General features: G+C 71.7%; 24 protein-coding genes. 6 read left to right on the forward strand and 18 right to left on the reverse strand.

The annotated features are described in order from the left end of the window. Position 1 precedes the first annotated feature (1 nt). From ACFRU2_RS27185 to ACFRU2_RS27195, 3 genes are all read right to left on the reverse strand, one after another. Positions 2-973 (reverse strand): sigma-70 family RNA polymerase sigma factor, encoded by a 972-nt coding sequence (locus ACFRU2_RS27185; RefSeq protein ID WP_382976648.1) that lies wholly within the window; start codon positions 971-973, stop codon positions 2-4. A gap of 108 nt (positions 974-1,081) precedes the next feature. Beyond that, positions 1,082-1,660: a hypothetical protein gene (locus ACFRU2_RS27190; RefSeq protein WP_382976650.1), complete on the reverse strand. Its 579-nt coding sequence runs from the start codon at positions 1,658-1,660 to the stop codon at positions 1,082-1,084. A 36-nt stretch (positions 1,661-1,696) separates the two neighbouring features. Continuing rightward, positions 1,697-2,335, reverse strand: a complete 639-nt coding sequence (locus ACFRU2_RS27195) for a LysE family translocator (RefSeq protein WP_382976652.1) — start codon at positions 2,333-2,335, stop codon at positions 1,697-1,699. Between the two features lie 146 nt (positions 2,336-2,481). Between ACFRU2_RS27195 and ACFRU2_RS27200 the strand changes: the two genes are divergently transcribed. After that, a complete protein-coding gene (locus ACFRU2_RS27200) occupies positions 2,482-3,024 on the forward strand; it encodes a GNAT family N-acetyltransferase (protein ID WP_382976654.1) in 543 nt (180 codons plus the stop codon). 162 nt (positions 3,025-3,186) lie between these two features. Here ACFRU2_RS27200 and ACFRU2_RS27205 read toward each other — a convergent pair whose 3' ends face one another. Further along, complete coding sequence (locus ACFRU2_RS27205; protein WP_382976656.1) at positions 3,187-4,038, reverse strand: LysR substrate-binding domain-containing protein; 852 nt, start codon at positions 4,036-4,038, stop codon at positions 3,187-3,189. Positions 4,039-4,119: 81 nt separating this feature from the next. Here ACFRU2_RS27205 and ACFRU2_RS27210 point away from each other — a divergent pair, with 81 nt between their 5' ends. After that, entirely contained in the window at positions 4,120-4,614 is a 495-nt protein-coding gene (locus ACFRU2_RS27210; protein ID WP_382976658.1) for a cupin domain-containing protein, read from the forward strand. 59 nt (positions 4,615-4,673) lie between these two features. After that, positions 4,674-5,033 (forward strand): DoxX family protein, encoded by a 360-nt coding sequence (locus ACFRU2_RS27215; protein WP_382976660.1) that lies wholly within the window; start codon positions 4,674-4,676, stop codon positions 5,031-5,033. A 33-nt stretch (positions 5,034-5,066) separates the two neighbouring features. On the opposite strand, the gene ACFRU2_RS27220 is transcribed toward ACFRU2_RS27215, so the two are convergent. Next, positions 5,067-5,657 (reverse strand): hypothetical protein, encoded by a 591-nt coding sequence (locus tag ACFRU2_RS27220; RefSeq protein WP_382976661.1) that lies wholly within the window; start codon positions 5,655-5,657, stop codon positions 5,067-5,069. A gap of 464 nt (positions 5,658-6,121) precedes the next feature. On the opposite strand from ACFRU2_RS27220, the gene ACFRU2_RS27225 reads away from it, so the two are divergent. Next, positions 6,122-6,403: a hypothetical protein gene (locus tag ACFRU2_RS27225; protein WP_382976663.1), complete on the forward strand. Its 282-nt coding sequence runs from the start codon at positions 6,122-6,124 to the stop codon at positions 6,401-6,403. Positions 6,404-6,445: 42 nt separating this feature from the next. Here ACFRU2_RS27225 and ACFRU2_RS27230 read toward each other — a convergent pair whose 3' ends face one another. From ACFRU2_RS27230 to ACFRU2_RS27250, 5 genes are all read right to left on the reverse strand, one after another. Continuing rightward, entirely contained in the window at positions 6,446-6,739 is a 294-nt protein-coding gene (locus ACFRU2_RS27230) for a type II toxin-antitoxin system RelE/ParE family toxin (RefSeq protein ID WP_382976664.1), read from the reverse strand. Positions 6,740-6,742: 3 nt separating this feature from the next. Continuing rightward, positions 6,743-7,024: a type II toxin-antitoxin system prevent-host-death family antitoxin gene (locus ACFRU2_RS27235; RefSeq protein WP_382976666.1), complete on the reverse strand. Its 282-nt coding sequence runs from the start codon at positions 7,022-7,024 to the stop codon at positions 6,743-6,745. Between the two features lie 43 nt (positions 7,025-7,067). Further along, positions 7,068-7,928 carry a TIGR03619 family F420-dependent LLM class oxidoreductase gene (locus ACFRU2_RS27240; protein WP_382976668.1) on the reverse strand — a complete coding sequence of 287 codons (861 nt, stop codon included), beginning with the start codon at positions 7,926-7,928 and terminating at the stop codon, positions 7,068-7,070. A 115-nt stretch (positions 7,929-8,043) separates the two neighbouring features. After that, positions 8,044-9,132 (reverse strand): ADP-ribosylglycohydrolase family protein, encoded by a 1,089-nt coding sequence (locus ACFRU2_RS27245; protein ID WP_382976835.1) that lies wholly within the window; start codon positions 9,130-9,132, stop codon positions 8,044-8,046. Between the two features lie 358 nt (positions 9,133-9,490). Next, complete coding sequence (locus tag ACFRU2_RS27250; RefSeq protein WP_382976670.1) at positions 9,491-11,644, reverse strand: FG-GAP repeat domain-containing protein; 2,154 nt, start codon at positions 11,642-11,644, stop codon at positions 9,491-9,493. A gap of 129 nt (positions 11,645-11,773) precedes the next feature. Here ACFRU2_RS27250 and ACFRU2_RS27255 point away from each other — a divergent pair, with 129 nt between their 5' ends. Next, a complete protein-coding gene (locus tag ACFRU2_RS27255; RefSeq protein ID WP_382976672.1) occupies positions 11,774-12,862 on the forward strand; it encodes a tyrosine-protein phosphatase in 1,089 nt (362 codons plus the stop codon). An 87-nt stretch (positions 12,863-12,949) separates the two neighbouring features. On the opposite strand, the gene ACFRU2_RS27260 is transcribed toward ACFRU2_RS27255, so the two are convergent. The 4 genes from ACFRU2_RS27260 to ACFRU2_RS27275 all read right to left on the reverse strand — a co-directional run bounded on the left by ACFRU2_RS27260 (position 12,950) and on the right by ACFRU2_RS27275 (position 19,960). Beyond that, positions 12,950-14,581 (reverse strand): hypothetical protein, encoded by a 1,632-nt coding sequence (locus ACFRU2_RS27260; protein WP_382976673.1) that lies wholly within the window; start codon positions 14,579-14,581, stop codon positions 12,950-12,952. A gap of 93 nt (positions 14,582-14,674) precedes the next feature. Then, the gene (locus ACFRU2_RS27265; protein ID WP_382976675.1) at positions 14,675-17,266 is read right to left on the reverse strand and encodes a bifunctional FO biosynthesis protein CofGH; all 2,592 of its coding nucleotides are present in this window, start codon (positions 17,264-17,266) and stop codon (positions 14,675-14,677) included. Positions 17,267-17,306: 40 nt separating this feature from the next. Further along, on the reverse strand, positions 17,307-18,095 hold the full coding sequence (locus tag ACFRU2_RS27270; protein WP_382976677.1) for an SDR family oxidoreductase: 789 nt from the start codon (positions 18,093-18,095) through the stop codon (positions 17,307-17,309). A 668-nt stretch (positions 18,096-18,763) separates the two neighbouring features. Beyond that, entirely contained in the window at positions 18,764-19,960 is a 1,197-nt protein-coding gene (locus ACFRU2_RS27275; protein ID WP_382976679.1) for a PLP-dependent aminotransferase family protein, read from the reverse strand. A 127-nt stretch (positions 19,961-20,087) separates the two neighbouring features. Here ACFRU2_RS27275 and ACFRU2_RS27280 point away from each other — a divergent pair, with 127 nt between their 5' ends. Beyond that, positions 20,088-20,933 carry a hypothetical protein gene (locus ACFRU2_RS27280; RefSeq protein ID WP_254386779.1) on the forward strand — a complete coding sequence of 282 codons (846 nt, stop codon included), beginning with the start codon at positions 20,088-20,090 and terminating at the stop codon, positions 20,931-20,933. A gap of 160 nt (positions 20,934-21,093) precedes the next feature. Here the strand turns inward: ACFRU2_RS27280 and ACFRU2_RS27285 are convergent, their stop codons facing one another. The 4 genes from ACFRU2_RS27285 to ACFRU2_RS27300 all read right to left on the reverse strand — a co-directional run bounded on the left by ACFRU2_RS27285 (position 21,094) and on the right by ACFRU2_RS27300 (position 23,863). Then, a complete protein-coding gene (locus ACFRU2_RS27285; protein ID WP_382976680.1) occupies positions 21,094-21,303 on the reverse strand; it encodes a DUF397 domain-containing protein in 210 nt (69 codons plus the stop codon). Between the two features lie 184 nt (positions 21,304-21,487). After that, positions 21,488-22,372, reverse strand: a complete 885-nt coding sequence (locus tag ACFRU2_RS27290; protein ID WP_243341875.1) for a helix-turn-helix transcriptional regulator — start codon at positions 22,370-22,372, stop codon at positions 21,488-21,490. A 273-nt stretch (positions 22,373-22,645) separates the two neighbouring features. Beyond that, complete coding sequence (locus tag ACFRU2_RS27295; RefSeq protein ID WP_250742596.1) at positions 22,646-23,380, reverse strand: GPP34 family phosphoprotein; 735 nt, start codon at positions 23,378-23,380, stop codon at positions 22,646-22,648. Positions 23,381-23,521: 141 nt separating this feature from the next. Further along, positions 23,522-23,863, reverse strand: a complete 342-nt coding sequence (locus ACFRU2_RS27300) for a hypothetical protein (protein WP_382976682.1) — start codon at positions 23,861-23,863, stop codon at positions 23,522-23,524. Between the last annotated feature and the right edge of the window lie 276 nt (positions 23,864-24,139).

Below are 24,139 nucleotides of genomic sequence, written 5' to 3' on the forward strand. Positions count from 1 at the left end.
GTCAGGTGAGGGGGGCGAGGTCGACGAGCTCCAGCCGGTCGGGATCGGTGAGCACGTCGATGGCGGTGATCCGGCCGTCGGTGACCGTGAAGGCCATCATCGACATCAGCCGGCCCTCGACCACGCACAGCACGCCCGCGGCCCCGTTGACGAGCACGGGACGGACGAACGGTGCGAGGGCGCTGTAGAGGGCCGCCTGGGACCCCACGATCCGGGCGCCGGTCAGCACCACCGACTGGCCGGCACCGGCCGTGCCTCCGTCGGAACGCAGGACGACGTCCGGGTGCAGCAGGGAGAGCAGGGCGTCGAAGTCCCCGTCGCGGGTGGCCGCGAAGAACGCGCTGACCGCCTCGCGCTGCCGAGCCAGGTCCGGATCCGGCGCGGGAGCCTGCCCCTGGACGCGGCGCCGCGCACGGCTGGCGAGCTGCCGGGTGGCCGCCGGTGTCTTGTCGATCATCAGGGCGATCTCGTCGAAGGGCACGGAGAACATGTCGTGCAGCACGAACGCCAGCCGTTCCGCCGGAGCGAGGGATTCGAGCACCACGAGCAGCGCCAGCCCGACGGAATCGGCCAGCAGCACCTCCTGCTCGGGGTCGACCACGCCGCCCTCCCGGGCGAGGACGGGGTCGGGCATCCGCGGAGCACGGCCGGCCCCGTCCAGCCGGTCGTCGAGGGAGTCCTCCCGGCGGGTCGCGCGGGCGCGCAGCCCGTTCAGGCAGAGCCGGGCCACGACCGTCGTCAGCCAGCCGCCCAGGTTCTCCACGTCGCCGACGTCGGTGCGGCTCAACCGCAGCCAGGCCTCCTGGACCGCGTCCTCGGCCTCACCGATCGACCCGAGCATCCGGTAGGCGACGGCTCGCAGATGGGAGCGGTGCTCTTCGAAGCGCAGGGCGAGGAGGCGCTGCGCGTCCGGGTCGGCGTGCGCGTCGCCGCTCGCGTTCGCCTCAACGGCCACGTCAACGTCCACGCTCACGCTCACGTCCGCGTTTCCGTCCGCGCCCACGCCCATACCCCCGTACCCCGTACTGAGTCCCCGACCGGTCATCGGCTCAGTAGATCATCCGGCCCCGCCGAAACCCCGTTACTTCCAGGGGTCCTTGGTCGGCATGCAGCCCAGCGCGCGGAGCCGGTCGTCGGTCTCCTTGAGTCCCCGGATCCCCTCGCCGATCTCCGCCCAGCCGATGGCGGCGGCCTCGGCGGCCTTCTCCTTGTTCGCCGGCGACACGGCGAGGCCCGACGAGTTCAGCACCGTTGCCATGCCGGAGGAGAGGCGCTCGCGGGCCTTGGTCCAGGTGTCCTGGGTCTTCTGCTCGGGGATGTAGGCGACGGTGTACCCCCGGGCCTCCTCCAGCTGGGCCGACAGGGGGCCCAGGTCGATGAGGATCTCGCCGTCCTCGTGCTGGCCCTGGGCGCTCCGCGCCTGGTAGATCAGCCCGTGGAGCAGCTTCTCGCCGCCGGTGCCGTACCACTGGATGACGCCCGGGCCGGGGTCCACCGGCCCCGTGGCGCTGGGGGTCGGGGCGGTGAAGGTCGGCGCGGGCTTGAAGCTCACGTTCGTCTTCGGCGGGGTGACCTCGGGCTCCCCCGCACATCCGGTGAGCAGGGCGGCGCCGGCGGCGCCGACGGTGACCAGTGACACGAGCGGTAAGCGGACGCGCATGCTTCCCCCTGGGAAGGTTTCGGGTCGGGCTCCGGATCAGTCCTTGCGCCCGGTCACGGCGACGGTCACACCCAGACCGATCATCGCCAGCCCGCCGGCCCCGCCGATGGCGGAGAGCCGCTGCGGCGACCGCGAGAACCAGCTCCGGGCGGTTGCGGCAACCATGCCCCAGGCACTGTCGCAGACTACGGCGATGAGGTTGAACACGAGGCCGAGCGTGAGCATTTGGGCCGTCACGTGCCCCTGGTCGCGGTCCACGAACTGCGGCAGGACGGCCGCGAAGAACACGATCGTCTTCGGGTTGGCCACTCCGACGGCGAACCCCTCCCACAGCGACCGCCAGTTCCCGTACGAGGCTCCGCCCGCCCCGAACTCGGCGCGCAGCGCATGCCGCTGCCGGAAGGCCTTGATCCCCAGGTAGACGAGGTACGCGGCCCCCGCGAGCTTGAGCGCCGTGAACACGAGCACGGACCGTTCCACGACGGACCCCACCCCGAAGGCCACGGCGACGACGAGCACGTACGCCCCGAGCGTGTTCCCGGCCACCGTGATCAGCGCGGCCCGCCACCCCTGGGACAGCGCACGGCCGATGACGAAGAGCACGCTCGGCCCGGGGATGAGGATCAAGAGCAACGACATGGCGGCGAACGCCAGCAGCCGGTCAGTGGACACCATGCACGTCATCGTTCCGGACGGGTGGGGGGAGGGGAAGGGATTTTCGGACGGGCGGGCGGACCGACGGGCGGGCTGCGGGCGGCGGGCAGGGGCGCTCCGGCAACAATCGGGTTGTCGCCGACCGGACGGTCGGATAGGAAGCTCGCATGCTAAAAGGCAACACGGTGGGGCTCAGGGCCCGGCACGAGGACGACATCCCCCTCCTCCATGCAGGTCTTCACGACGACGTGGTCACCGCCTCACGGGCCACCGCGAACCCGTGGCGGCCGCTCATGGCCGGCTCGGAGGCCCTGCCGTTCCAGGTGGACGACAAGGAGCAGGGCCACGTGCCGTTCTCCGTGGTGGACCTGGAGAGCGGAGCCCTGGTCGGCACCGCGACGCTGTGGGGCATCGACAACCACAACCGGACCGCGCACGCCGGCCTCGGGCTGCTGCCGTCCGCGCGCGGCAAGGGCTACAGCACCGACGTGGTCGCGGTCCTGTGCCACTACGGCTTCGTCGTACGCGGCATGCACCGGCTGCAGATCGAGACGCTGGCGGACAACATCCCGATGATCCGCGCTTCCGAGCGCAACGGCTTCGTCCGCGAGGGCGTGCTGCGCTCCTCGGCCTGGGTGATGGGCGAGTTCCTGGACGAGGTCCTGTACGGCCTCCTGGCCCGGGACTGGAAGCCGCTCCCGAAGGCCTAGGCCGTCACCGTCTGAGGCGGTCCAGGCCGGGCAGATCGGCCAGGGCCTCGCGGACCCGGCTGCCGACCTCACCGCCCGTGCGGCCCGGGCCCTGGGGGAGCTCGCGGAGCTCTACCGCCGCCGACCGAAGAAGGCCCGCGCCCGGAGGCAGGCCGCTCCGGCTCAGTGGCGGTAGGCGGCTGCCGCGATCCCGATGAAGGATCGGATCAACGGGTTGGTGTCGCCCTCGTTGCACACCACCACCACGCGGCTCGGCTCCATGTCGACCAGCGGCACCACGGCCAACTCCGCGGGCAGGTCGTGTCCGAGGGGGGCCAGGCCGACCGTGCCGTTCCACAGCACGGCGTGCAGGCATTCCTGGACGGCGCGCACCACGGGGCCCTCACGCGGCGTGCCGCCGTTCCAGTACGACTGCCAGACGGGGTCGGTGCCCCGGGGGAACTGGAACCAGCGGCGCTCGTTCAGATCGGCCAGCCGCAGCCGGTCGCAGCGGGCCAGCGGATCGTCGGCGCGCAGGACCACACCGACCGGGTCGGCCCGCAGCGTACGCACCGTCAAGGCGGTCTCGTCGAACGGCGCCCGGGTCAGGGCGACATCGACCAGTCCGGAGCGCAGCCCGCACGTCGGGTCGGTCAGATCGGTCTCGCGGATGCGGATGTCGATGCCGGGGTGGGTCCGGCGGTAGGCGGCGGCCAGCCTGGACACTCCCGGGTCGGTGCCGTCGCCCAGGATGCCGACGGTGAGGGTCGCGCCGTCGGCTGCCGCGCTCACGCGCGCACGGACGCGGTCGGCGTGGTCGAGCAGGGCCCGTGCCTCGTCGAGCAGGACGGCGCCCACCGGAGTGAGCGTGACGCCGCCGGCCGAGCGGTCGAACAGCAGGGCCCCGACTTCGGCCTCCAGCCGCTTGATCGCACGGCTCAGCGGCGGCTGGCTCATGTGCAGCCGGGTGGCCGCCCGGCCGAAGTGGAGTTCCTCGGCGACGGCCACGAAATAGCGCAAGGTTCTTAGCTCCACGCTGCAACGATACCCACCGGGTATCGGCCCCGCGTGATGGGTCTTGGACGCGGGCCTGCCCCCGGCGGTGCACTTGTGGGCATGACCGAAGAAGCAGAGGCCGGCGGGCCGCAGGCCGTTCCCGCCGTATCGGTGGTGGGCCCCGACGACGGCGAGACGATCGTTCTGGGCACCACACGCATGCGCGTCCTGGAGGACGGCAGCCACACGGGGCACCGTCTCGCGATCGCCGAGTCCGTCCTCGCCCCGCACACCCAGGGGCCCCCGCAGCACCGCCACGCCCAGCACGACGAGGGCTTCTACATCCTCTCGGGCACCGTGCGGTTCACCGTCGGGAACGAGGACCACGACGCCACCGCGGGCACGCTCGTGATGGTTCCGCCCGGCACCCCGCACACCTTCGCCAACCCGACCGGCCAACCCGCCGTCATGCTCAGCACGTTCACCCCCGACCTGTACGTGCAGTACTTCCGGGACCTCCAGGAGGGGCTCGCCGGTGGCCGGCCGCCGACGCCCGAGGCCCATGCCGCCGCGATGAGCCGCTACGCGACCGAGCCTGCCGACGGCCTCGGCTGAAGCAGCCGACGGGACCCCTCACCCCTCGCCCCCGCACCCCTCACCGATGAACGGAAACCATGAACATCGCCTACTGGATCGTCGCGGGACTGCTCGCCCTCTTCTACCTCTACGCGGGCACGCTGAAGGTGATCCGCAGCCCTGATCAGCTCCGGCCCATGATGTCCTGGGTGGACCGCATCCCCTTGCCCGCCCTCAGGGCGCTGGGGACGGTCGAAGTCCTCGGCGCGACCGGCCTGATCCTGCCGCCGCTGACGGGCATCGCGCTCCCGCTGGCATCGGCAGCGGCCGGCGGCTTCGTCCTCCTCCAGGCGGGGGCCATAGCCGTCCACCTGACGGGCGAAGACCGCCGGATCGCACTCAACGTCGGGCTCGTCACCACCGCGGCCGTGACCATCTGGCTGGCCACCGGGCTGTGAGGGAGTGCGGCCCACGTCAGGCCGTCAGGACCGTCAGCCGGCCTTCTTGATCAGCTCGACCTGCAGCGTGGACATGTGGTTCCTGTGCTCGGTGTCGTAGATGCTCGCCTGGACGTACGCCACGACATTGCCGACGCGCATGACGGTACGGGTGCTGGACCTGCCGTTGGTGAAGGCCTGGGTTTCGTCCGCGCCGGTGGTGAGCTTCGTCGGCTGGGGTGCGGGATCACGGCTCGCGATCTTGGCTGCCAGGCCCTTCACCGCGGCACTCGCGGCCTCCTTCGAATCGAACGAGAAGAGGGTGAACTCGACCTCGTCGTCGTCCGCATTCCCTCTCGCGGCAGCCTCCTTGTGGCCGGCGGCCACCACGCCGGTGCACGGAGTGCCGGTGTCGCTCTCGCATTGCTTGCGCGCCGGGTCTCCCTCGATCGCCGCCAAGTCGTCGCCGACGAAGACGCTGCCCAGTGCCTCGTTGGTCGGCAGTGCCGCCCGCACCTGGTCCACCGAGAGGGTGCCGGACTTCTTGCCCTTCCCGTCGCCGCTTCCGATCCCGACGACGCCCACAGGCGAATCCGCGGCGTCCCCGTCACTCCCACAGCCGGTCAGCGCCGCTACCAGCGCCACGGCACACACAGTCCCCCGCACAACGGACTTCACTCTGAACTCCCCATCATTCTTCGCACTTTGAAGATCCCCACTTAATCACCCGGCGGCTGGTCGGCCTGCGTCGGGATGGGAACAAGTGCGGAGGCAGCTCTACGAAGTACCCGCAGCTCAGGGCCCGGTGACCCCGCCCGCGAAGGCGGTTGATGGAGGAGGCTGATGTCTTTCAGGTCCGTGATCACCTGGCCTGTCTGTTGGCCTTCGACGTAGCCCATGCACTCGTTCTCCTCGGTTTCGAGGAGCCGGAAGGGGCCGTCCGGACCGCCGCCCGGCCGTCCGGCCGCACGCGTACGAGGCGGGCTACGGGATGCGCATCGTCGAGGCCGTCGCCGCCGACTGGTGGGTCAGGGACCGGCTGGTCGGGAAGACGGTCTGGGCGGAGCTGCTGCATTCTGGAGGCTCCGAACAGTGAGACGGAGGCAGCGATGATCGCGAGGGTGGCCGTGTGGGAACCGATGCCGACTGACGACCGGGGCTGGGTGCTGGATGCCGCCGCAGCCGTGCCCGGCGTCCACGGCGCGTACCACCTCGTCGATCCTGCTACCGGCAACGGACTGTCCGTCGCCTTCTTCGAGGACGAAGCCGCAGCTCGCGCTGCACACGAGGCCATCGAGAAGCGCGCCGAGGAGATCGGATGGAACGAGGCCGAGACCCCGCACCCGGCGCCCGTGTCCCAGACGGTCTATCAGGTCGTCCGCCACAGGTAGCGCGCGGCGCCGGGAAGCGCGCTGGGTCCCCGGGGTGATTCCTCAGTGGTCCCGGTGCGGTTCGCGGTGGTGCTCGGAGGCGAGCACCCAGATGAGGAGCCGGCCGTCCTCGATCGTGTAGACGGCCTGGTAGTCGCCGACGTGGAGGCGGAGCCACCGGCGTGCGGGGTGCCCGTGCAGGGCCCTGGTGTCGAAGGCCCTCGTGTCCCCCGCCGTGAGGGCCGTCTGGAACTCGGCCAGCCGTTCCAGGATGCGCAGGGCGTCAGGGCGGGGGACTCCGAGCAGGTCACGCTGTGCGTGCCGGGTGAGGCGGGCGACGTAGGCGGTCGGTCCCATCGGTCAGCACTCTTCGTGGCGGAGGACGGCGGCCATCTCGTCGAGCGTGGCGGCCCCTGCGGCCCCTGCGCGCTCGGCCTCGTCGGCCAGTCTGTTCAGCCACGCGTCCTCGGCCTCGTCCACGAGCCGGCGAAGTTCGCGGTACTCCTCGATGCCGATCACGACGGCTTCCTGCGCGCCGTCGCGCGTGATGATCGTGGGGACGCCTTCGCGGTGCGCGCGGTCCACGGCGTCCGCCAGGTGGCTGCCCACTTCGATCATGGACTCGATCACAGGCTCACTCATGCAGTGAATGTACCGAATGTGCATGAATGTGCCCGTGTGGCTCTCACAGGTACTGGGCGAACTCGTCCAGGATGCGCAGGATCGCGGGCTCGTCCTCCGAGGGGAGCTGGAGGACGACCTCCTCGATGCCCAGGTCGGCGTAGTGCGACATCTTGCCGGGGGTGGGCTGGACGGCGTACGGGACCACCTGGAGGGACTTGGGATCCCGGCCCGAGGCCTCCCAGACCTGGCGCAGCGCGGGCAGGGACTCCGTCAGGCCGCCGCCGCCGATCGGGAGCCAGCCGTCGCTGTGGTCGGCGATGGCTGCGAAGAGCTTCGGGCCGGCCTGGCCGCCGATCAGGGTGCGGGGGCCGTACAGGGGGACGCCCGGGGCGAGTTCGCGCGGGGGCTGGACCGGCTTGGGGTGGGCCGAGCTGGCCTGGACGGAGGAGAACTGGCCCACGTACGCCGTGGGCTGCGGGGACCACAGGGTCCGCATCAGGGCCATGCGGTCGCGGACCAGTTCGCGGCGGGTGCGCCACTCGACTCCGTGGTCGGCGGCCTCCTCCACGTTCCAGCCGTAGCCGATGCCGAGGGTGACGCGGCCGCCGGACAGGTGGTCCAGCGTGGCCACCTGCTTCGCGAGGTCGATCGGGTCGTGCTGGGCGACCAGGGTGATGCCGGTGCCGAGGTGGAGCCGCTCGGTGACGGCGGAGGCCTGGCCCAGGGCCACGAAGGGGTCCAGGGTGCGGCCGTAGCGGTCGGGGAGCTCGCCGCCCATGGGGGCGGGGGTGACGCGGCTGACCGGGATGTGGGTGTGCTCGGGGAGGTAGAGACCGGAGAAGCCGCGTTCCTCCAAGGCTCGGGCGAGCGGGACGGGAGCGATGGTGCGGTCGGTCAGGAAGACGGTCGTGGCGATCCGCATGTGCGCTGACACCTCCGTGGTCTGGGGAGGGCCAAAGTACGGCTTCGCGCGTGCGGAGGGCAGGGGCGTGCGTCGGCCACGGCCGTGGCGGTGGTCACGGGCGGTCCCCCCGGTGTCAGCCCCGCGGGTACCGGCTCAGCCAGCTGGTGGAGGTGGCGGTCGGGCCGTGGAGGGCGGGGCCCTGGGTCATCTCCAGGGCGAAGTCGTCGGCGAGTTCCAGGACCGTTGCGCGGCCTTCGAGGTCGGCGAGCCAGGCCGCCGGGAGGGCCGTTTCACCGTGCTGGGCGCCGAGCAGCGAGCCGCACAGGACGCCGGTGGCCGCGGAGTCGCCGCCGTGGTTCACGGCGAGGCGCAGGCCGTGGGCCACGTTCTCGGCGACGAGGGCGCAGTACACGGCGATGGCGAGGGCCTCCTCGGCGTGGCGGCCGTGGCCGGGGGACAGGCCCTCGACCGTCTGCGGCGACGGGACGCCCGTGGTGACGGCGCCGAGCGCGCGCTGCAGGGCGTCCGTGACGGGCTGGTGGCCGGGGCGGACGCCGAGCAGGCCCAGGGCGCGCTGGACGGCGGAGTCGAGGGACTCGCCGCGGGTCAGGCCGTGGACGATGACGGCGTGGGCGCCCGCCGACAGGTACGCGGTGGGGTGCCCGTGGCTCTGCGCGGCGCACTCGATGGCGAGCTGGAGGACGAGGGCCGGCTCCCAGCCGACCAGCAGCCCGAAGGGGGCGGAACGGGTGGCGGCGGCCGGGTCCAGGGCGGTCGGGTTCTTCGGCTGGGCGAGCGTGCCGAGGACTCCGTCGGCGAAACCGGTCAGGCAGGAGCGGTCGGGGGAGCGCCGGGCGTAGAGCCACTCCTGCTGCGCGAGCCAGCCGTTGTCCTCGCGGCGCTCGTCGGGGCCCCAGTCGCTCTGGGTGAGGGCCCAGCGGAGGTACGCGCGGTGCACGTCGGTCGGCGGGTGCCAGGCGCCGGTGTCCCGGCGTACGTGGGCCCGTATCAGGCCGTCCACGGTGAAGAGGCCGAGCTGCGTGGCGGCGGTGACCGTGGTGCGGGGGGCGGGCTCGGTCAGGCCCGCCGGGCCGTGGGCCTCGAGGAGCTCGGGGAGGGTGAGGGCGGAGACGGGCGCGCCGAGGGCGTCGCCGATGGCGGAGCCGAGGAGGGTTCCCCTGACGCGGCTACGGAAGTCCTGCTGCTCGGTGCGGCCCCACAGGCCGGTGGTGACGGCGGCCCGGCCGCCGAGGGTGGCGCCGGCGGCGGGGCCCGTGGCGGGGCCGAGGCTGGTGGCCCGGCCGGTGGCCTCGGGGGCGGGCGGCGGTGGCGGCGCCGGCTGGAGGGGCTGGGCCGCCCCGAGCCTGCTCTGCTGCTCCCCGGACGTTTCCGTCGCCGTGTCCATGTCGATCCCCCCGGACTGCCCGCGCGTGCTTTGGCGGGCACTGTAGTGGACAGTACCGATCGAGTCCGGAACCAGTCGGTCACGGGGGCGGTATGGAGACGGGGAACGGCTGGATTCCGCCGTTCCCCGCAGAGGTTCCCGGGAACCCCCGGGAATCCCTGGAACGCCTCCCGTCCTAACGGATGTTCGCGAAGGCCTTCCAGTTCTCGTCGGTGATCGCCGCGGCGCCGAACGTGCCCTGGCCCGTACCCGCGTAGCGGAAGAGCTCGCCGGCGGCGTTGCGGGCGACGAGGTCGTTCTTGCCGTCCCCGGTCAGGTCGCCGATGCCGACGACGTTCACCATGCCGCCCCAGCCGGAGGCGATCTTCACGGGCGAGCCGAGGGTGCCCTTGCCCGTGCCGTCGTAGCGGTACAGGGAGCCGGTGCTCGTACGGGTGAGGAGGTCGGCGTTGCCGTCGCCGTTGAGGTCACCCGCACCGACGATGAGCATCGACTTCCGGCCGGTGGCGATCTTGCCGGCGTTGGCCAGGGTGCCCGCGGCCGTGCCCTTGTACAGGTACAGGTCGCCGGTAGAGGCCTGACGGGCGACCAGGTCCGGGAGGCCGTCCCGGTTGAAGTCGCCGGAGTACGTCAGCTCGTCGAACTGCCCCCAGCCGCCGCTGCCGATCTTGGTGGCGGGGGACTGCGGGGTGACGGCCGTCCCGCAGGCCGGGGTGTAGCGGATCAGTTCGCCCGCGGCCGTACGCACCAGGGTGTCGTTGCAGCCGTCCCGGTTCAGGTCGCCGAAGGGGACCACGAACGAGGTGGTCGGCCAGCTGCCCCCGTAGGTCCGGTCCGACAGCGTCTGGTTCGCGCCGTGGTAGACCCACAGGTCGCCCTTGGCGTTCTGCGCGAACAGGTCGGGGGCGCCGCTCCAGCCCGCGTGGTCCCGGAACTTGGGTGCCACGGCGGAGATCCCGGTGCCGGACGCCCACAGCTGGTTGCCCTGCGGCCAGACCGCCGTCGCCTCGCCGGCGGCCCCATTCACGGCGACGGCGCCCTTCACCTCCGTCGGGACGGTGCTGAGCCGCGTGCGCGTGGTGGCCCAGACGCCGTCGCGGCGGACGGAGGTGACGAAGTGCGTCACCTTGCGGCTTTCGCTCGGCCAACCGACCACGACCGTGCCGTCTTCGCCGATGGAGGCGTCCACCTGGGTGTGGCTCACGTCCAGGTCGAGTTCCTTGATGGCGCTCCAGCTCCCGGAGGGCGCCCGGGTGGCGGTGCGCAGCCACGACCCCTCGGAGGAGTGGTTCGTCCAGAGGAGGGTGATCTCCCCCTTCGGCCCGATCAGCGACGCCTGCAGGACGGCCGAGGAGCCCCACCCCATGAGCTCCTCCGGGGCGCCCCAGGTGCTGGAGCCGGCCTTGCGCACGGAGGTGAGGACGTAGTTGTTCCCCTCGTCCCCGGTCTCCTCGTTCTGTCCCGTCGCGTAGCTCCAGGACACGGCCGTCGTGCCGTCGCGGCCGACGCTCAGCAGGGGCGGCGTGCTCACCTTCCTCGCGCCGGACACGACCACGGGGCCGCTCCACCGGGTGGAACCGGCCGCCTTGGTCAGCGTGAAGACGCCGGAGCCGTTCTGGGCGGCGACGGTGAAGGTCCCGTCCCGTCCCACTGCCACCCGGGGCGCGACCGTGGTGGAGGCGAGGGAGACGGGAGTGGACCAGCCCTGGCTGGGCGAGCTCTGGGAGGCGTAGAGCTTGTCGTCCGATCCCGTCGCGCGCCACACGGCCATCCGCCGGCCCGAGTCCGGGTCGTAGGCGTAGCTGAAGTCCTTGACCGTGGTGCCGGCCTTGAAAGGCAAGCTGGAGTGGTCGGTCCACTGGCTCAAGCCCTCCGGGAGCCGCGCCGTCTTGATCTCGGCCGCGGACTCCGACAGACCGCTGATCCACGCCAGGGACGTCGATCCGTCCGGATCCGCCACCAGCTTCACGCTGTCGAGCGAGGCCCGGACCAGGTCCAGCTGGATCGGCTTGCCCCAGACGGTGCTGTTGGCGGGCCGGATCGACGTCATGAGTGCGGCGTCCGTCCGGTTGGGGGCCTGGTAGTACCAGACGGCCACCGACCTCCCGTCCCACATCGTCACCAGATCCTTGATGTGCATGCCGTCGGGCAGTCCCGGCATCGGAGTGGGCGTGCTCCAGGACGACGCCGCGGCCACCTCGGCCGTCGGAGCCGCCGCGGCCACCCCGGCCGTCGCGAGGACGGTCGTGGCGGCGGTTCCGAGGCCGATGCCCCCCAGGGCCAGCGTCGGCACGAGTGCCGCGGTCACGAGATTCCTGTTCGTGCGCATGGTTGACTACCTCCGTCTAGTAAGCCGATTGGTGCCTCAGCGGCACGTTTTGCCAGGTGTCTTTCCGATGGCTGCGTCCAGCCATTCCGTGTTCACGCGGCGTTGGCCGCGGGCCCGGAGCCTCGGGGCATGAAGAAGGCACTGCTCGCTGCGACCGTCGTCGCCTCCACGTTCACCCTCGCCCTCGTCGCGGCTCCCGCCGCCTCGGCGTCCTCCTCCGGGTGGGACCTCCCCTGGGGCGGCCGGCACCACGGCCACTCCTCCATCCCCTTCACCGAGGCCACCGTCACCGCCGGGGCCGACGGGGCGTACACGCTGAAGTGGAACGCCAAGGGCACCAAGCGCGTGGAGATCAAGGCGAACGGCAAGGTCGTCGCGAAGGGCGGCGCCCAGGGCGAGGCCGTGGTCGGCGGGCTGCCCGCCGCCGACCGGCAGTGGTTCGACTTCGAGCCCGAGCGTGGTGAGGGTCTGCGCCTGGCCGACCGGCTGATCAAGCTCGAAGGCACCGTCAACTTCCGTGACGCGGGCGGCTACCGCACCACCAACGGCCAGTGGGTCAAGATGGGCGAGATCTATCGTTCCGACGCCCTCAACAAGCTCACCGACAACGACCTGGCCAAGCTCCAGCGCCTCCGCGTCAAGACGATCTTCGACCTCCGCATGGAGAGCGAGCGGACCAAGGACGCCGACAAGGTCCCGGCCGGCGCGAACTACGTCGTCGCCGACGTCTTCGCGGGCTCCGGCTCGTTCCAGGCCATGCCCAGGACCCCCGACGAGGCCGTCAAGGCCATGGTCGACGCAGAAAAGGCGATGGTCAGCGGTGAGGGCGGCAAGAAGGCCTACACCCAGGTCTTCGAGGGCTTCGAGCGCAACCGCGACCGCGGCGTCCTGTTCCACTGCACCGCGGGCAAGGACCGTACGGGCTGGGCGAACGCCTCCCTGCTGACCGCCCTCGGCGTGCCGAGCGAGACCGTGATGGCCGACTACCTGGCCAGCAACGACTACCGCAAGGCCGCCAACGACGCGATCCTCTCGCACCTGCCGGCCGCCCAGGCCGCCGTCTACAAGCCGATGCTCGACGTGCGCCCGGAGTACCTCAACGCCGGGTACGAGGAAGTCCGGTCGAAGTTCGGCAGCTTCGACAACTACCTCGAGAGCGGCCTCGGCATCGACGGCCGCGAGCTGAAGCAGCTCAAGAAGGACCTCCTGGTCGGCTAGGCAGGACTTCCCGGACGGGCGCGGGCGCACCCGCGCCCGCACCCGCGCCCGCACCCGCGCCCGCACCCGCGCCCGTCCGGGACCGGGTCACGGAGTGACGACGACGTCGTCGTAGCGGCTGAGCGAGAAGAAGTGCGGCGAGGTGACGTACAGGAACCGGGCGTTCCACGTGCCGGTCACGTCGGCGGGGAACTTCCGGGAGAAGGTGCCGTCCGCCAGGGTCCTGGTGGAGCCCATGCCCTGCCACTTCGTGCTTCCGGCGGGCTTGAAGTAGTAGTGGACGGTCGCGCCGACCAGCGGCGTGCGGGCGGCGTCGGTCTCGGTGAGCTTGCCCGTGACCGTGATCGGCTGTCCCTTCTTGACCGGCTCGGGCGCGGCGTTGAACTCCGAGATGGCCGTCGCCTTCCGCTCGTTCAGCCGGACGGCGGGCGTCACCGAACCCCGGAAGTTCGGGTTGCCCTCGAAGTTCAGTCGCACGAAGCCCGGTCCGGGGTCGGGAATCTCCCCGCCGACGCTCTCCGTGCGGCTGCGGCCCGGATCGGTGTTGACCCACTTCCAACCGACCGTGGTCCAGCCGGTCTTGCCGTCCACCGAGTGCTGGACGGCCACGCTCGACGTGTAGGGGGTGCCCGCCGGGCTCTCGACGACGTCGAGCTTGGCGTTCACCCACACGGCCTTCGACGAGTACAACTGGGCCGTGAAGTCGTGGAAGGCGGTCCCGCCCGTGGTGTCCACCGTCACGTTCTGTGCGGTCTCGGCCACCCAGGGCGAGGCGGTGCGGACCTGCCACGGGTCGTCATCCGTGAAGGGCAGGGGGAAAGACCCCTCGAACCGGCCCGCGCCGTCCGTCGTCAGGTACTTCGCCGCTGCGGGGGTGGTGTTGACCGCGACCCTCATGCCCGCGGGCGCCGGCTTCCACGTGCCGTCGGGGGCCTTCCAGGTGACGGTGCCGCCGATCTTGCCCTCCGTTCCGAAGGGGCCGGTCAGGGTCGAGGAGTCCAGGGTGATGCGTGCGGCAGCGCCCGGCGTCACCCGCACCGGCAGGGACTCCTGGTCCTTGATGCCGTTCGCCTCGCCCGCGAGGTGGACGTACGTGGCGTCGGCGTCGATCGCCTTCGTACCGGACTCGGCGCCGTTGACCGTGATCTTCGACGCGAAGTGTCCCTGGGCGTCGGGGGTCACCGGTGTGGTGACGGTGCCGGTCCGGGCCGTGAACGTGCCCGGATAGGGCTTCAGCGCGCCGTTGCGCGGGTCGTAGAGCTTGATGTCACCCGAGACCACCGTCTGCGGGTCCGCGAGGGACACCGGCTTCGAGGCCTTCAGGTTCGTGAAGGACGGCCGCACCTGGTAGTTCAGGCTCGTCTTGTCCTTGTGGGAGACGGGTTCGCCCTGGGGGCCGTCGTACTCCACGTCGACGGCGTACTCGCCGAGCGCGGCGAGCTTCAGCGGGGCGGTCTGGACCCCCTCGGGGGCGGCGGTGAAGCTCCTGACGGTGGCCACCCGCGCGGTCGTGCCCTTCTTGCGCAGGTGCACCTTGAGGTCCTTGGGCACCACCGCGGTGCCGAAGTCCAGGATGACCTGCTCGTGCACCACGCGTGCGCTGAACTGCAGCGGTTTGAAGACGGCGGCCTGGGCGGCCGTGGTGGGCACGGCCAGCGCGGCGGCCCCCAGCCCCAGGACGGTCGCCGTGCAGAGCACGCCGTTGATGCGCTTGTTCATGAAACCCCCGGAGATGCGTTCGACGATCTCTGAGGAGACCGTCGAACGTCTCCGAAGGTTGTACGGGGACGTACCCCCACCTTCCGTGCCGTGTCAGTCCAGGACCGGCAACAGCTCCGGCAGGTGCCCGTCCGAGGCGCGGGCCGCGGCCTGGCGTTCCTCCGGGACCTCGCCGTAGAGGGTCGTACGGGCCTTCGCGGGCCGGCCGGCCGCCTCGGCGACGGCGATCAGGTCCTGGACGGACTTGTACGAGCCGTAGCTCGACCCGGCCATCCGGGAGATGGTCTCCTCCATCAGGGTTCCGCCCAGGTCGTTGGCGCCCGACCGGAGCATCTCGGCCGCACCGTCCGAGCCCAGCTTCACCCAGCTGGTCTGGATGTTGGTGATGTGCGGGTGGAGCAGGATGCGGGCCATCGCCGTCACCGCGCGGTTGTCGCGCACCGTCGGGCCGGGGCGGGCGATGCCCGCCAGGTAGACGGGGGCGTTGGTGTGGATGAAGGGCAGCGTCACGAACTCCGTGAAGCCCTCCACCCCCTTGGCCCGCGCCTCCTGCTGCATGCGCGCCAGGGTGCGGAAGTGGCCCAGCCAGTGGCGGGGCTGGTCCACGTGGCCGTACATCATCGTGGAGGAGGAGCGGATGCCGAGCTCGTGCGCCGTCGAGACGACGTCGATCCAGTCGGCCGCCGGCAGCTTGCCCTTGGTCAGGACCCAGCGGACCTCGTCGTCCAGGATCTCCGCCGCCGTACCGGGGATGGAGTCGAGGCCGGCCTCCTTGGCCGCCGTCAGCCAGTCCCGTACCGACATGCCCGTGCGCGTCGCGCCGTTGACGACCTCCATCGGGGAGAAGGCGTGCACGTGCATGCCGGGGACGCGCTCCTTCACCGCCCGCGCGATGTCGAAGTAGGCCGTCCCGGGCAGGTCCGGGTGGATGCCGCCCTGCATGCACACCTCGACCGCGCCCACGTCCCACGCCTGGGCGGCCCGGTCGGCGACCTGGTCGAGCGAGAGGGTGTACGCGTCCGCGTCCGTGCGGCGCTGCGCGAAGGCGCAGAAGCGGCAGCCGGTGTAACAGACGTTGGTGAAGTTGATGTTGCGGGTCACGATGTACGTGACGTCCTCGCCCACCACGGACTTGCGCAGGTCGTCCGCTATCCGGCAGAGGGCGTCCAGCGCGGGGCCGTCCGCGTGCAGCAGGGCGAGCGCCTGCTCGTCGGTGAGCCGCGTCGGGTCGTCGGCGGCCTGCGCGAGCGCCGCCCGTACGTCCGTGTCGATGCGCTCGGGGACCATGCCGGGGGCCGCCGCCTCGCGCAGGGCCTCCCAGTCGCCGTAGACCTCGTCGAAGTCGTCGCGCCGGTCGGTGGTACGGCCCTGCGTGTCGATGGTGGTGTGCAGGTCGGTGCGCCCGAACGAGGCGAAGCCCTCGTCCGGCTCCTGCCACGGCCGGCCCTCGACGGTCGCGGACTCGTCCGCGAGCCCGCTCTCCGGGTCGGCCAGCGCACGGACGTGGGGCAGCAGGCGCGGGTCCAGCCAGGGTTCGCCGCGCTGGAGGAACTCCGGGTAGATGGTGAGGCGTTCGCGGAGCGTGAAGCCGGCGTCCGCGGTGCGCCGCGCCAGCTCCTCGATGTGCGGCCAGGGGCGCTCGGGGTTCACGTGGTCGGGGGTGAGCGGGGAGACGCCGCCCCAGTCGTCGATGCCGGCGCCGATGAGCAGCGCGTACTCGGAGTCCACCAGGTTCGGCGGGGCCTGGATGCGGGCGCTCGGGCCGAGGATGTGGCGGGCCACGGCGATGGCCGCCGCGAGCTCCTCCAGCTCCGCGTCGGGCATGCCGCGCATCGCCGTGTCGGGCTTGGCCCGGAAGTTCTGGACGATGACTTCCTGGATGCCGTGGTAGCTGCGCTGGATGCGGCGCAGCTCGAAGAAGGCGTCCGCGCGCTCCTCGTAGGACTCGCCGATGCCGATCAGCACCCCGGTGGTGAAGGGGACGTTGGAGCGGCCCGCGTCCTCCAGGACGCGCAGCCGGACGGCCGGGTCCTTGTCGGGGGAGCCGTGGTGGGGGCCGCCGGGCTCGGACCACAGCCGGGTGGCGGTGGTCTCCAGCATCATGCCCATCGAGGGGGCGACGGGCTTGAGCCGCTGGAGATCCGACCAGGACAGGACACCCGGGTTGAGGTGGGGGAGGAGGCCGGTCTCCTCCAGGACGCGGATGGCCATGGCGCGCACGTAGGCGAGGGTGTCGTCGTAGCCGTGCGCGTCGAGCCACTCGCGGGCCTCGGGCCAGCGGTCCTCGGGCCGGTCGCCGAGCGTGAACAGGGCTTCCTTGCAGCCCATGGCCGCGCCCTTGCGGGCTATGTCGAGGACCTCGTCGGGGGACAAGTACATGCCGTGGCCCTCGCGGCGGAGCTTCCCGGGGACCGTGACGAAGGTGCAGTAGTGGCACTTGTCCCGGCACAGCCGGGTGAGGGGGATGAACACCTTGCGCGAGTACGTGATGACACCGGGCCGGCCCGCGGCTTCGAGGCCGGAGTCCCGGACCCGGGCGGCGGAGGCGGCGAGGTCCTTCAGGGCCTCGCCGCGCGCCTGCAGGAGCACGGCCGCCTCGGTCGCGTCGAGCGCGACGCCGTCGCGGGCGCGACGGAGCGCGCGGCGCATCGAGTTCTCGGTCGGAGCGTCACTCGGAGTGGTCATGGCCCGAGCATACGATCCGCTCGCGCGGGCACGGAGGGGCTCATCGCATCAGCTCCCCGGCGTTGACCAGCAGGGACTGGCCGGTTATCGCCCGTGCGCGGTCCGAGGCGAGGAAGGCGGCGGCGTCGGCGACGTCCCCGTCGGTGGCCAGGTCGGGCAGCGCCATCCGGTCGGTGAGCCGGGCGTGGACCTCGGCCTCCGGCACGCCTTCGGTGTGCGCGGTGAAGGTGACGAAGGCCTGCACCGGGGGACCCCACATCCAGCCGGGGAGCACGGTGTTCACACGGATGCGGTGCGGGCCGAGCTCGCGGGCCATGGAGTACATGGCGGAGGTCAGCGCGCCCTTGGAGGCGGCGTAGGCGGCCTGCTGCACCTCGTTGGGGGCGGCGATGGCGGACTGGGTGCCGATGATGACGACGCTGCCGCCGGTCCGCTTCAGCGCGGGCAGGGCGGCGCGGGTCATCCTCAGCGTGCCGAGCAGGTTCACGTCGAGGATCTGCTGCCAGGTGCCGAAGTCCGCGTCCTCTAGGCCGCCGAAGTACGAGTCCCAGGCGGCGACGTGGACGACGGCGTCGACCCCGCCGAACCGCTCCTGGGCGAGGGCGGCGAGGGCCTCGCACTGGCGCTCGTCGGAGATGTCGGTCGGCAGGAACGCGGTGTGCGTGCCGTCGGGGTCGATCTCGGCGGCGGACTTGGCGAGGTTGGCCTCGGTCCGCGCCCCGAGCACGGCGTTGCCGCCGTCGCGGACGACGGTGGCGGCCACCTGGTGGCCGAGCCCGGCCCCTACGCCGGAGACGATGACGGTCTTGCCTTGCAGCAGCAGCGACATGGTGAGGTCTCCTGACGGCCCGATGAATCTGACGGGGCGTCAGGCTACGGCGCGGGACGCGGGGAGGGAAGTCCCCGACGCCCCACCGTTCCCGGGAACCGGCCCCCGGCCCCCCGCTCCTCAAACGCCGGAGGGGCTGGATTTTGGCCGACGCCGGCCCGCAGGTGCGGGTTCGGGTTCGGGGTGGGATTGCCGCTGCGCGGGGCTTCCCGGGCGCCGCCCGGATCCGTTCCTCAAACGCCGGAGGGGCTGGATGTGCCTCCGGCGGCGCCTCAAACGCCGGCGAGGCTGGATTTCCCAGCCCCTCCGGCGTACAGGTGCAGGCCGACCCCAGCCACATCCAGCCGTCCGGCGTTTGAGGACCGGGGTCTGGGGCGGAGCCCCAGGGGGTCCGGGCGCAGCCCGGGACCCCCTTCCCAGCCCGTCCGGCGCTTGAGGACCGGGGTCCGGGCACCGCCCGGAGACACAGCCAGCCCCGCGGGCGTTTGAGGACCGGGTCCGGGCGGCGCCCGGGGATGCACCCAGCCCCGCCGGCGTTTGAGGCGCGGGTCCGGGCAGCGCCCGGGGACACACCAGCCCCGCCGGCGATTGAGGCGCGGGTCCGGGCGGCGCCCGGGGAACGGTGGAAGGGTGGGTCGGGGACTTCGCCCCGCAGGGTCGGTCCCGCGCTACGCGGCCAGGCGGCGGAGGCCCTCCGCGATCTCCTCCGGGGTGTGCGTCGTGAAGGACAGCCGCAGGGTCCGGGGGTCCGGGTCCCGGGCGAAGAAGGGGGCCCCGGGGACGAAGGCGACCCCCCGGGAGGTGGCCGCGCGGAGCAGGGCCGTCGCGTCGTGGCCTTCAGGAAGGCGGGCCCAGACGAACATGCCGCCCTCGGGGCGGTTCCACGTGGACCCCGGGGGAAGGGCATCGGCCAGCCCTGACAGGAGAGCGTCCCGCCGGATCCGGTACGCGTCCCGCACCCGCGCCACGTGCGCGTCGAGGTCCACCGCCCGCAGGTACTCCGCCACCGCCAGCTGGTCCACCGTCGAGGTGTGCAGATCCGCCGCCTGCTTCGCGAGCACCGCCCCGCGCAGCAGCGCCGCCGGCGCGCGCAGCCAGCCGAGCCGGAGCCCGGGGGCCATGACCTTCGAGAAGCTGCCGAGGAGCGCGGTGCGGTCCTCGGCCCCCGGGTGGGAGGCGAGCCGCGGCAGTGCGCGGCCCTCGTAGCGGAGGTCCCCGTACGGGTCGTCCTCCAGCAGCCACAGGCCGAGCCGGGCCGCCACCGCCGCGATCTCGGCCCGGCGGTCGGCGGGCAGGGTGCGGCCGGTCGGGTTCTGGAAGGTGGGGATCGTGTAGAGCAGCTTGGGGCGTTCGCGGGCGACGAGCTCGGCCAGCGCGTCCGGGAGGATGCCCCGGTCGTCGCACGGCACGGGGAGCACCCGGGCGCCCGCGAGCCGGAACCCCTGGAGCGCCGCCAGGTAGGTGGGGTTCTCGACGAGCACCGTGTCGCCCGGCTCGATCAGCGCGGTGGTGATCAGGCCGAGTCCCTGCTGCGATCCGGTGGTGATCAGCAGGTCGTCCCCGGTGGTCGCCAGACCCTGCGCGTCGAGCCGGGCCGCCACCGCCGCGCGCAGTTCGGGGGAGCCCTCGGTGGTCGAGTACTGGAGGGCGCGGCGGGCGGACCGCGCGAAGGCGGAGTCGTAGGCGGCGCGCAGGCCTTCGGCGTCGAAGAGCTCGGGTGCGGGCAGGCCGCCGGCGAAGGAGATCATGCCGGGCCGGGCGGTGACGGCGAGGATCTCGCGTACGGCGGAGGGGGCGGTCGTACGGATCCAGGCGGCGAAGGCCGGCGGGGGAGTGAGGGCGGAGACGGGCGCTGAGGCGGGCACGGGAGCTCCTTCGGGAGGCGGGTGCGCGCATCGTAGCCGCGGGAAGGTGTAGACGGCATCTATGTATCGGATGCTGAACGGCCTCCGAGGGCTCCCCATCTGACGTCGCATCAGCTAGACCGTCTTCATGACAGCAGACGAGCGGAACACCCGGGCCGACGACTACGCCGAGCTCGCCTCGGTCGGCCCCTACGGAGTCCACCCCGGCCACGCGCTGATCACCATGGTCGAACCGCACCCGGGCCACGAGTTCGCGTACAACCGCTGGTACGAGGACGATCACTACTACGCCGGCGCCATGGCCATGCCCTGGATGTACGCCGGCCGGCGCTGGGTCGCCACCCGCGAGCTCCAGGAGCTGCGCTACCCGGAGAAGTCGGCCGTGGCCCAGCCCGTGACCGCCGGGTGCTACATCTCCACCTACTGGGTCACCGAGGGCCGCTACGACGAGCACATGAAGTGGACCGTCGGCATCAACAAGCGCCTCAACCGCGACGGCCGGGTCTACCAGGACCGCACCCACGTCTTCACCGCGTTCCAGGACCACGAGGCCACCGTCTACCGGGACGGAGCCGCAGGCCCCCGCGACTTCCACGCCCTCGACCATCCGTACGGCGGGCTCGTGGTCCAGGTCATCGACGCGGAGGGCCCGGAGCAGCGGGCCGAGCTGCTGGAGTGGCTGCGCTCGCGCGCCCTGCCCAAGCGGCTGGCCGGATCGCCTGCCGCGATGGTCACCGTCTTCCGGCCGACGCCGCTGCCCGGGGACCGGATGACCTACGTCAAGCAGGTGGAGGGGGTCGACACCCGGCTGACCCTGCTGTGGTTCCTGGAGGCCGACCCGCGCAGCTGCTGGGACCGGTTCCAGGGGCTGGACGCGGAGGTCGCGGAATCGGGGCTGGGACGGGTGGAGCTGGTGGCGCCGTTCATCCCGACGGTGCCGGGGACGGACCGGTACGTGGACCAGCTGAGGTAGCCCGGCGTCCGGAGCTCGGGGCCCGGGCCGGGGGTCCGGGGCTCGGACATGGCCGAGCCCCCTCGGCAGGCGACGGCGGGCCGGTCGAGAGGGCTCCAGTCAGTGGTGCAGGTAATGCGGGTCGCGCTGGTGCTTCTGGCCGTAAGGGTCGCCTCAACGTTCAGACGAGGCGTCCCAGCCGGCCCTCGGTCACCTCGGCGACGAAGGAGGTCCAGGAGCCGGGCGCGAAGGTGAGGGACGGGCCGTCCTGCACCTTCGAGTCGCGGACCGCGATGGACTCGACGGCGGGGGACTTGACCTCGACGCAGGCACCGTTGGCGGAGTACGAGGACTTGGTCCAGTTTTCCGTAGCGCCTTGACGAATAGCCATGTTTCTCTCCGGTTCAGCGAGTGGTTCCGGTGTCATGTCGGCCATTGCTCCGGCTGACGTGATCGACGCTACCCGCAGCTCCCGTTGCGCGAAGAGGGCGTTCACCCGACCGAGTGGCATATTCCATTCAGGTCTTCTGCGCCCGGGGAGTGACGGTGTACCGTACCGGCCTTTTCGCCGGCCCTCATTTCCCCTTGCCCGCGAAGTCCTCGATGATCTGCGCGATGAACTGCCGCGTCTGGTCCACATTGTGGGCCTGTGCGCGCAGATGTTCGTACATCACGCTGTATTTCTGGACGTCATTGGCTTTCTCCAGGTACAGGTCGCTCGTCACGCCCTCGATGTAGACGACCGTCGAGTCCGAAGCGTCCGGGAATTCCAGAATGGCGTACTGGCCGTTGACGCCCGGGTGGGCGCCCACCGAGAAGGGCATCACCTGGACCGTGACGTGCGGCTTCTCCGACTGCTCTATCAGGAACTCCAGCTGCCGGATCATGAGCTGCGCATCGCCCACGTGCCGCCGCAGGGCGGCCTCGTCGATGACCGCCCACAGGCGCAGGGGTCCGATCTCGGGATTGCTGTTCTCGGTCTCGTGGAGCCGCTTCTGGCGGTGCATCCGGACCTGGACGCGCTTCTCCACGTCGACCGGAGCCGTCTCCGGCCACGCGCCGCGGACCAGCGACTGGGCGTACTCCGGGGTCTGGAGCAGCCCCGGGATCACCAGGGGTTCGTAGGTGCGCAGGCTGGCGGCGTCCGTCTCCAGCCCGATGTAGACGCTGTACGGGATGTCGCCGAAGGCGTGCCACCAGCCCTGCTGGCGGGAATCCTTGGCCATCTGCATGAGGGAGTCGACGAGCCGGCGGTCCTCGACCTCGTAGACGTCGCACAGATCGCGGACGTCGCGCTGACTGATGGAACGGCGGCCGTTCTCCAGCCGGCTGATCTTCGACTGGGAGACGAGCAGGCGTTCCGCGACCTGCTCGGCCGTCATGCCTTTGTCCTCGCGCAGTTTGCGCAACTCCATGCCCAGTCGGCGGCGTCGGACGGTGGGATTGACATTGGACGCCACGTGAACGGCACCTCCGCCTTCTTCTGTTGCTGTCTCTTTGCTGTCTCTCTGCGTGTCTGCTGGTGAGCAGACTGCCACCGAAGCACGCGACCCCGCTGGGGAACGGGCGGGAAAAGCAAACGCGCGGGCCGACGGAACCGGCGTACCGGCCCCGTCGCCCCGCGCGTAGGCGGTTGCGATGACTGCTGCCCTGCGTGTCCTGCTTGCCGTGCCTGTCGTGCCTGTCGTGCGTGTCCTGCCTGTCCTGCTTGCCCTACGTGTCCTGCCGGTGGATCAGTGCGCGGCCGCGCGGGCCATCGCACCGGTCCGGCGCGGCTGCAGCGGAACGGCTGCCGCCGTTGCCCTGGCGGGCTGGGCCGGTGCCCGGTCGCGGCGCGGCTGTGCGGCCACGCCGTTCTGGACGTCCATGACGGCGTGAGCCACCAGTCCGCCCATCGGGTCGTGCCGGATCAGGTCCCGGAGCCGGGACCTGGACGACCGCCCCTCGTTGCCGGGGTACAGGTGCTTGCCGAGCCCGACCGCGTGGGCCAGTGCGGCAAGCGCCGCGGTCCGCGGGTCCGGCGGTACGCCGGTGCGGATCGCACTGTCCAGCCGGCCACGGATCTCCCGGCTGATCGCTGTGTCGGTCGCTTGGTAGCGAGTCGTCGGCAGCACCCCGCACATCTGGCCCGCGACGGCATGCACCATGCCGCAACGCTCCAGGTGAGCGAGGTAAATCTGACGGAGCCCCAATCGGGGTCCGCCGATCCAGTGGACCGCCCGAACCGGGCTGCCGCGCCTGCGCAGCAGTTCCAGTGCGGAGTCCAGAGTCGGATCTCCTGTCGGCCGTGGCATCACCACGGCGATACGATCCCCATCAGGGGCTATCCGTCCTGCCAGAGCCAGCTCCACTAGCTGTGCCCCGGCCAGGCCGAGGTCGAGCGACTGCGGCTGCGCCGTGGTACCCGTGGCCGGGTCCAAGGCGAGCAGCAAAAGCTCCTCCGGAATCGTTCTGCGGCTCTTGCCCATCCATGCCTCCCCGCGTGGATGAGTGACAGGGTGACGCCTCTCACATTCATCTGTCGAGAGTGCCTGGCCGCTTTGTGGGGGAACCGTCAGCTATGTCGTTCTCGTCTAGCACGGGGGCGATGCCCCCTAGACGGGACACTGTTAGACATTCGGACAGCCGGACGTGAAGGCGAACGAGGAGGAACTGGTGGCGGGCGAGTCCCCCGACAAGTCGGTTGATGAAGGAACGTCGGGGACGGCGGAGTCGTCCGAGGGGCGTGACCCGAGGGCATCGCTGTTCCGCCCGAGGGACTCGGAGGACGGGTCCGCGGAGCGCGATCCGCTGCGCGAAGCGGTGGCCGCGTGGGTGGCCACGGCGGAGGACGAGCCGTCCGACGCGCCGGCCGCGCCGAGTGCGCCGGGTGCGCGGACCGAGGTCTTCGAGGTGCTGCCGCCGGAGGCGGCTTCGGCTTCGGGGTCCGGGGGCGGCGATGCCGCTGCCACGCGTGCCGAGAGCGAGCCTACGGTGACGCCCCCGGCTGCGGATTCCGCCGATTCCGCGGCTTCCCGTGATTCCGCTTCCGTGCGTGCGGGTGGCGCGGACGCCGACCGGCCCGCGGTCGGGTCCCGTACCGCGACCCCTCCCGCGGCCGCCGACGGCCCCACGCCTTCTGATTCCGCACCCGGTTCCGCTTCTTCTTCCGCGTCCGCGGGCGGCGACCGTGCGGCCACCTTCCGCGCTGCGACGCCGCCGGCCGATGCGGACCGCTCTGCGGGTTC

Source organism: Streptomyces sp. NPDC056883, assembly GCF_042788835.1.
Lineage (GTDB): Bacteria > Actinomycetota > Actinomycetes > Streptomycetales > Streptomycetaceae > Streptomyces > Streptomyces stoeckheimensis.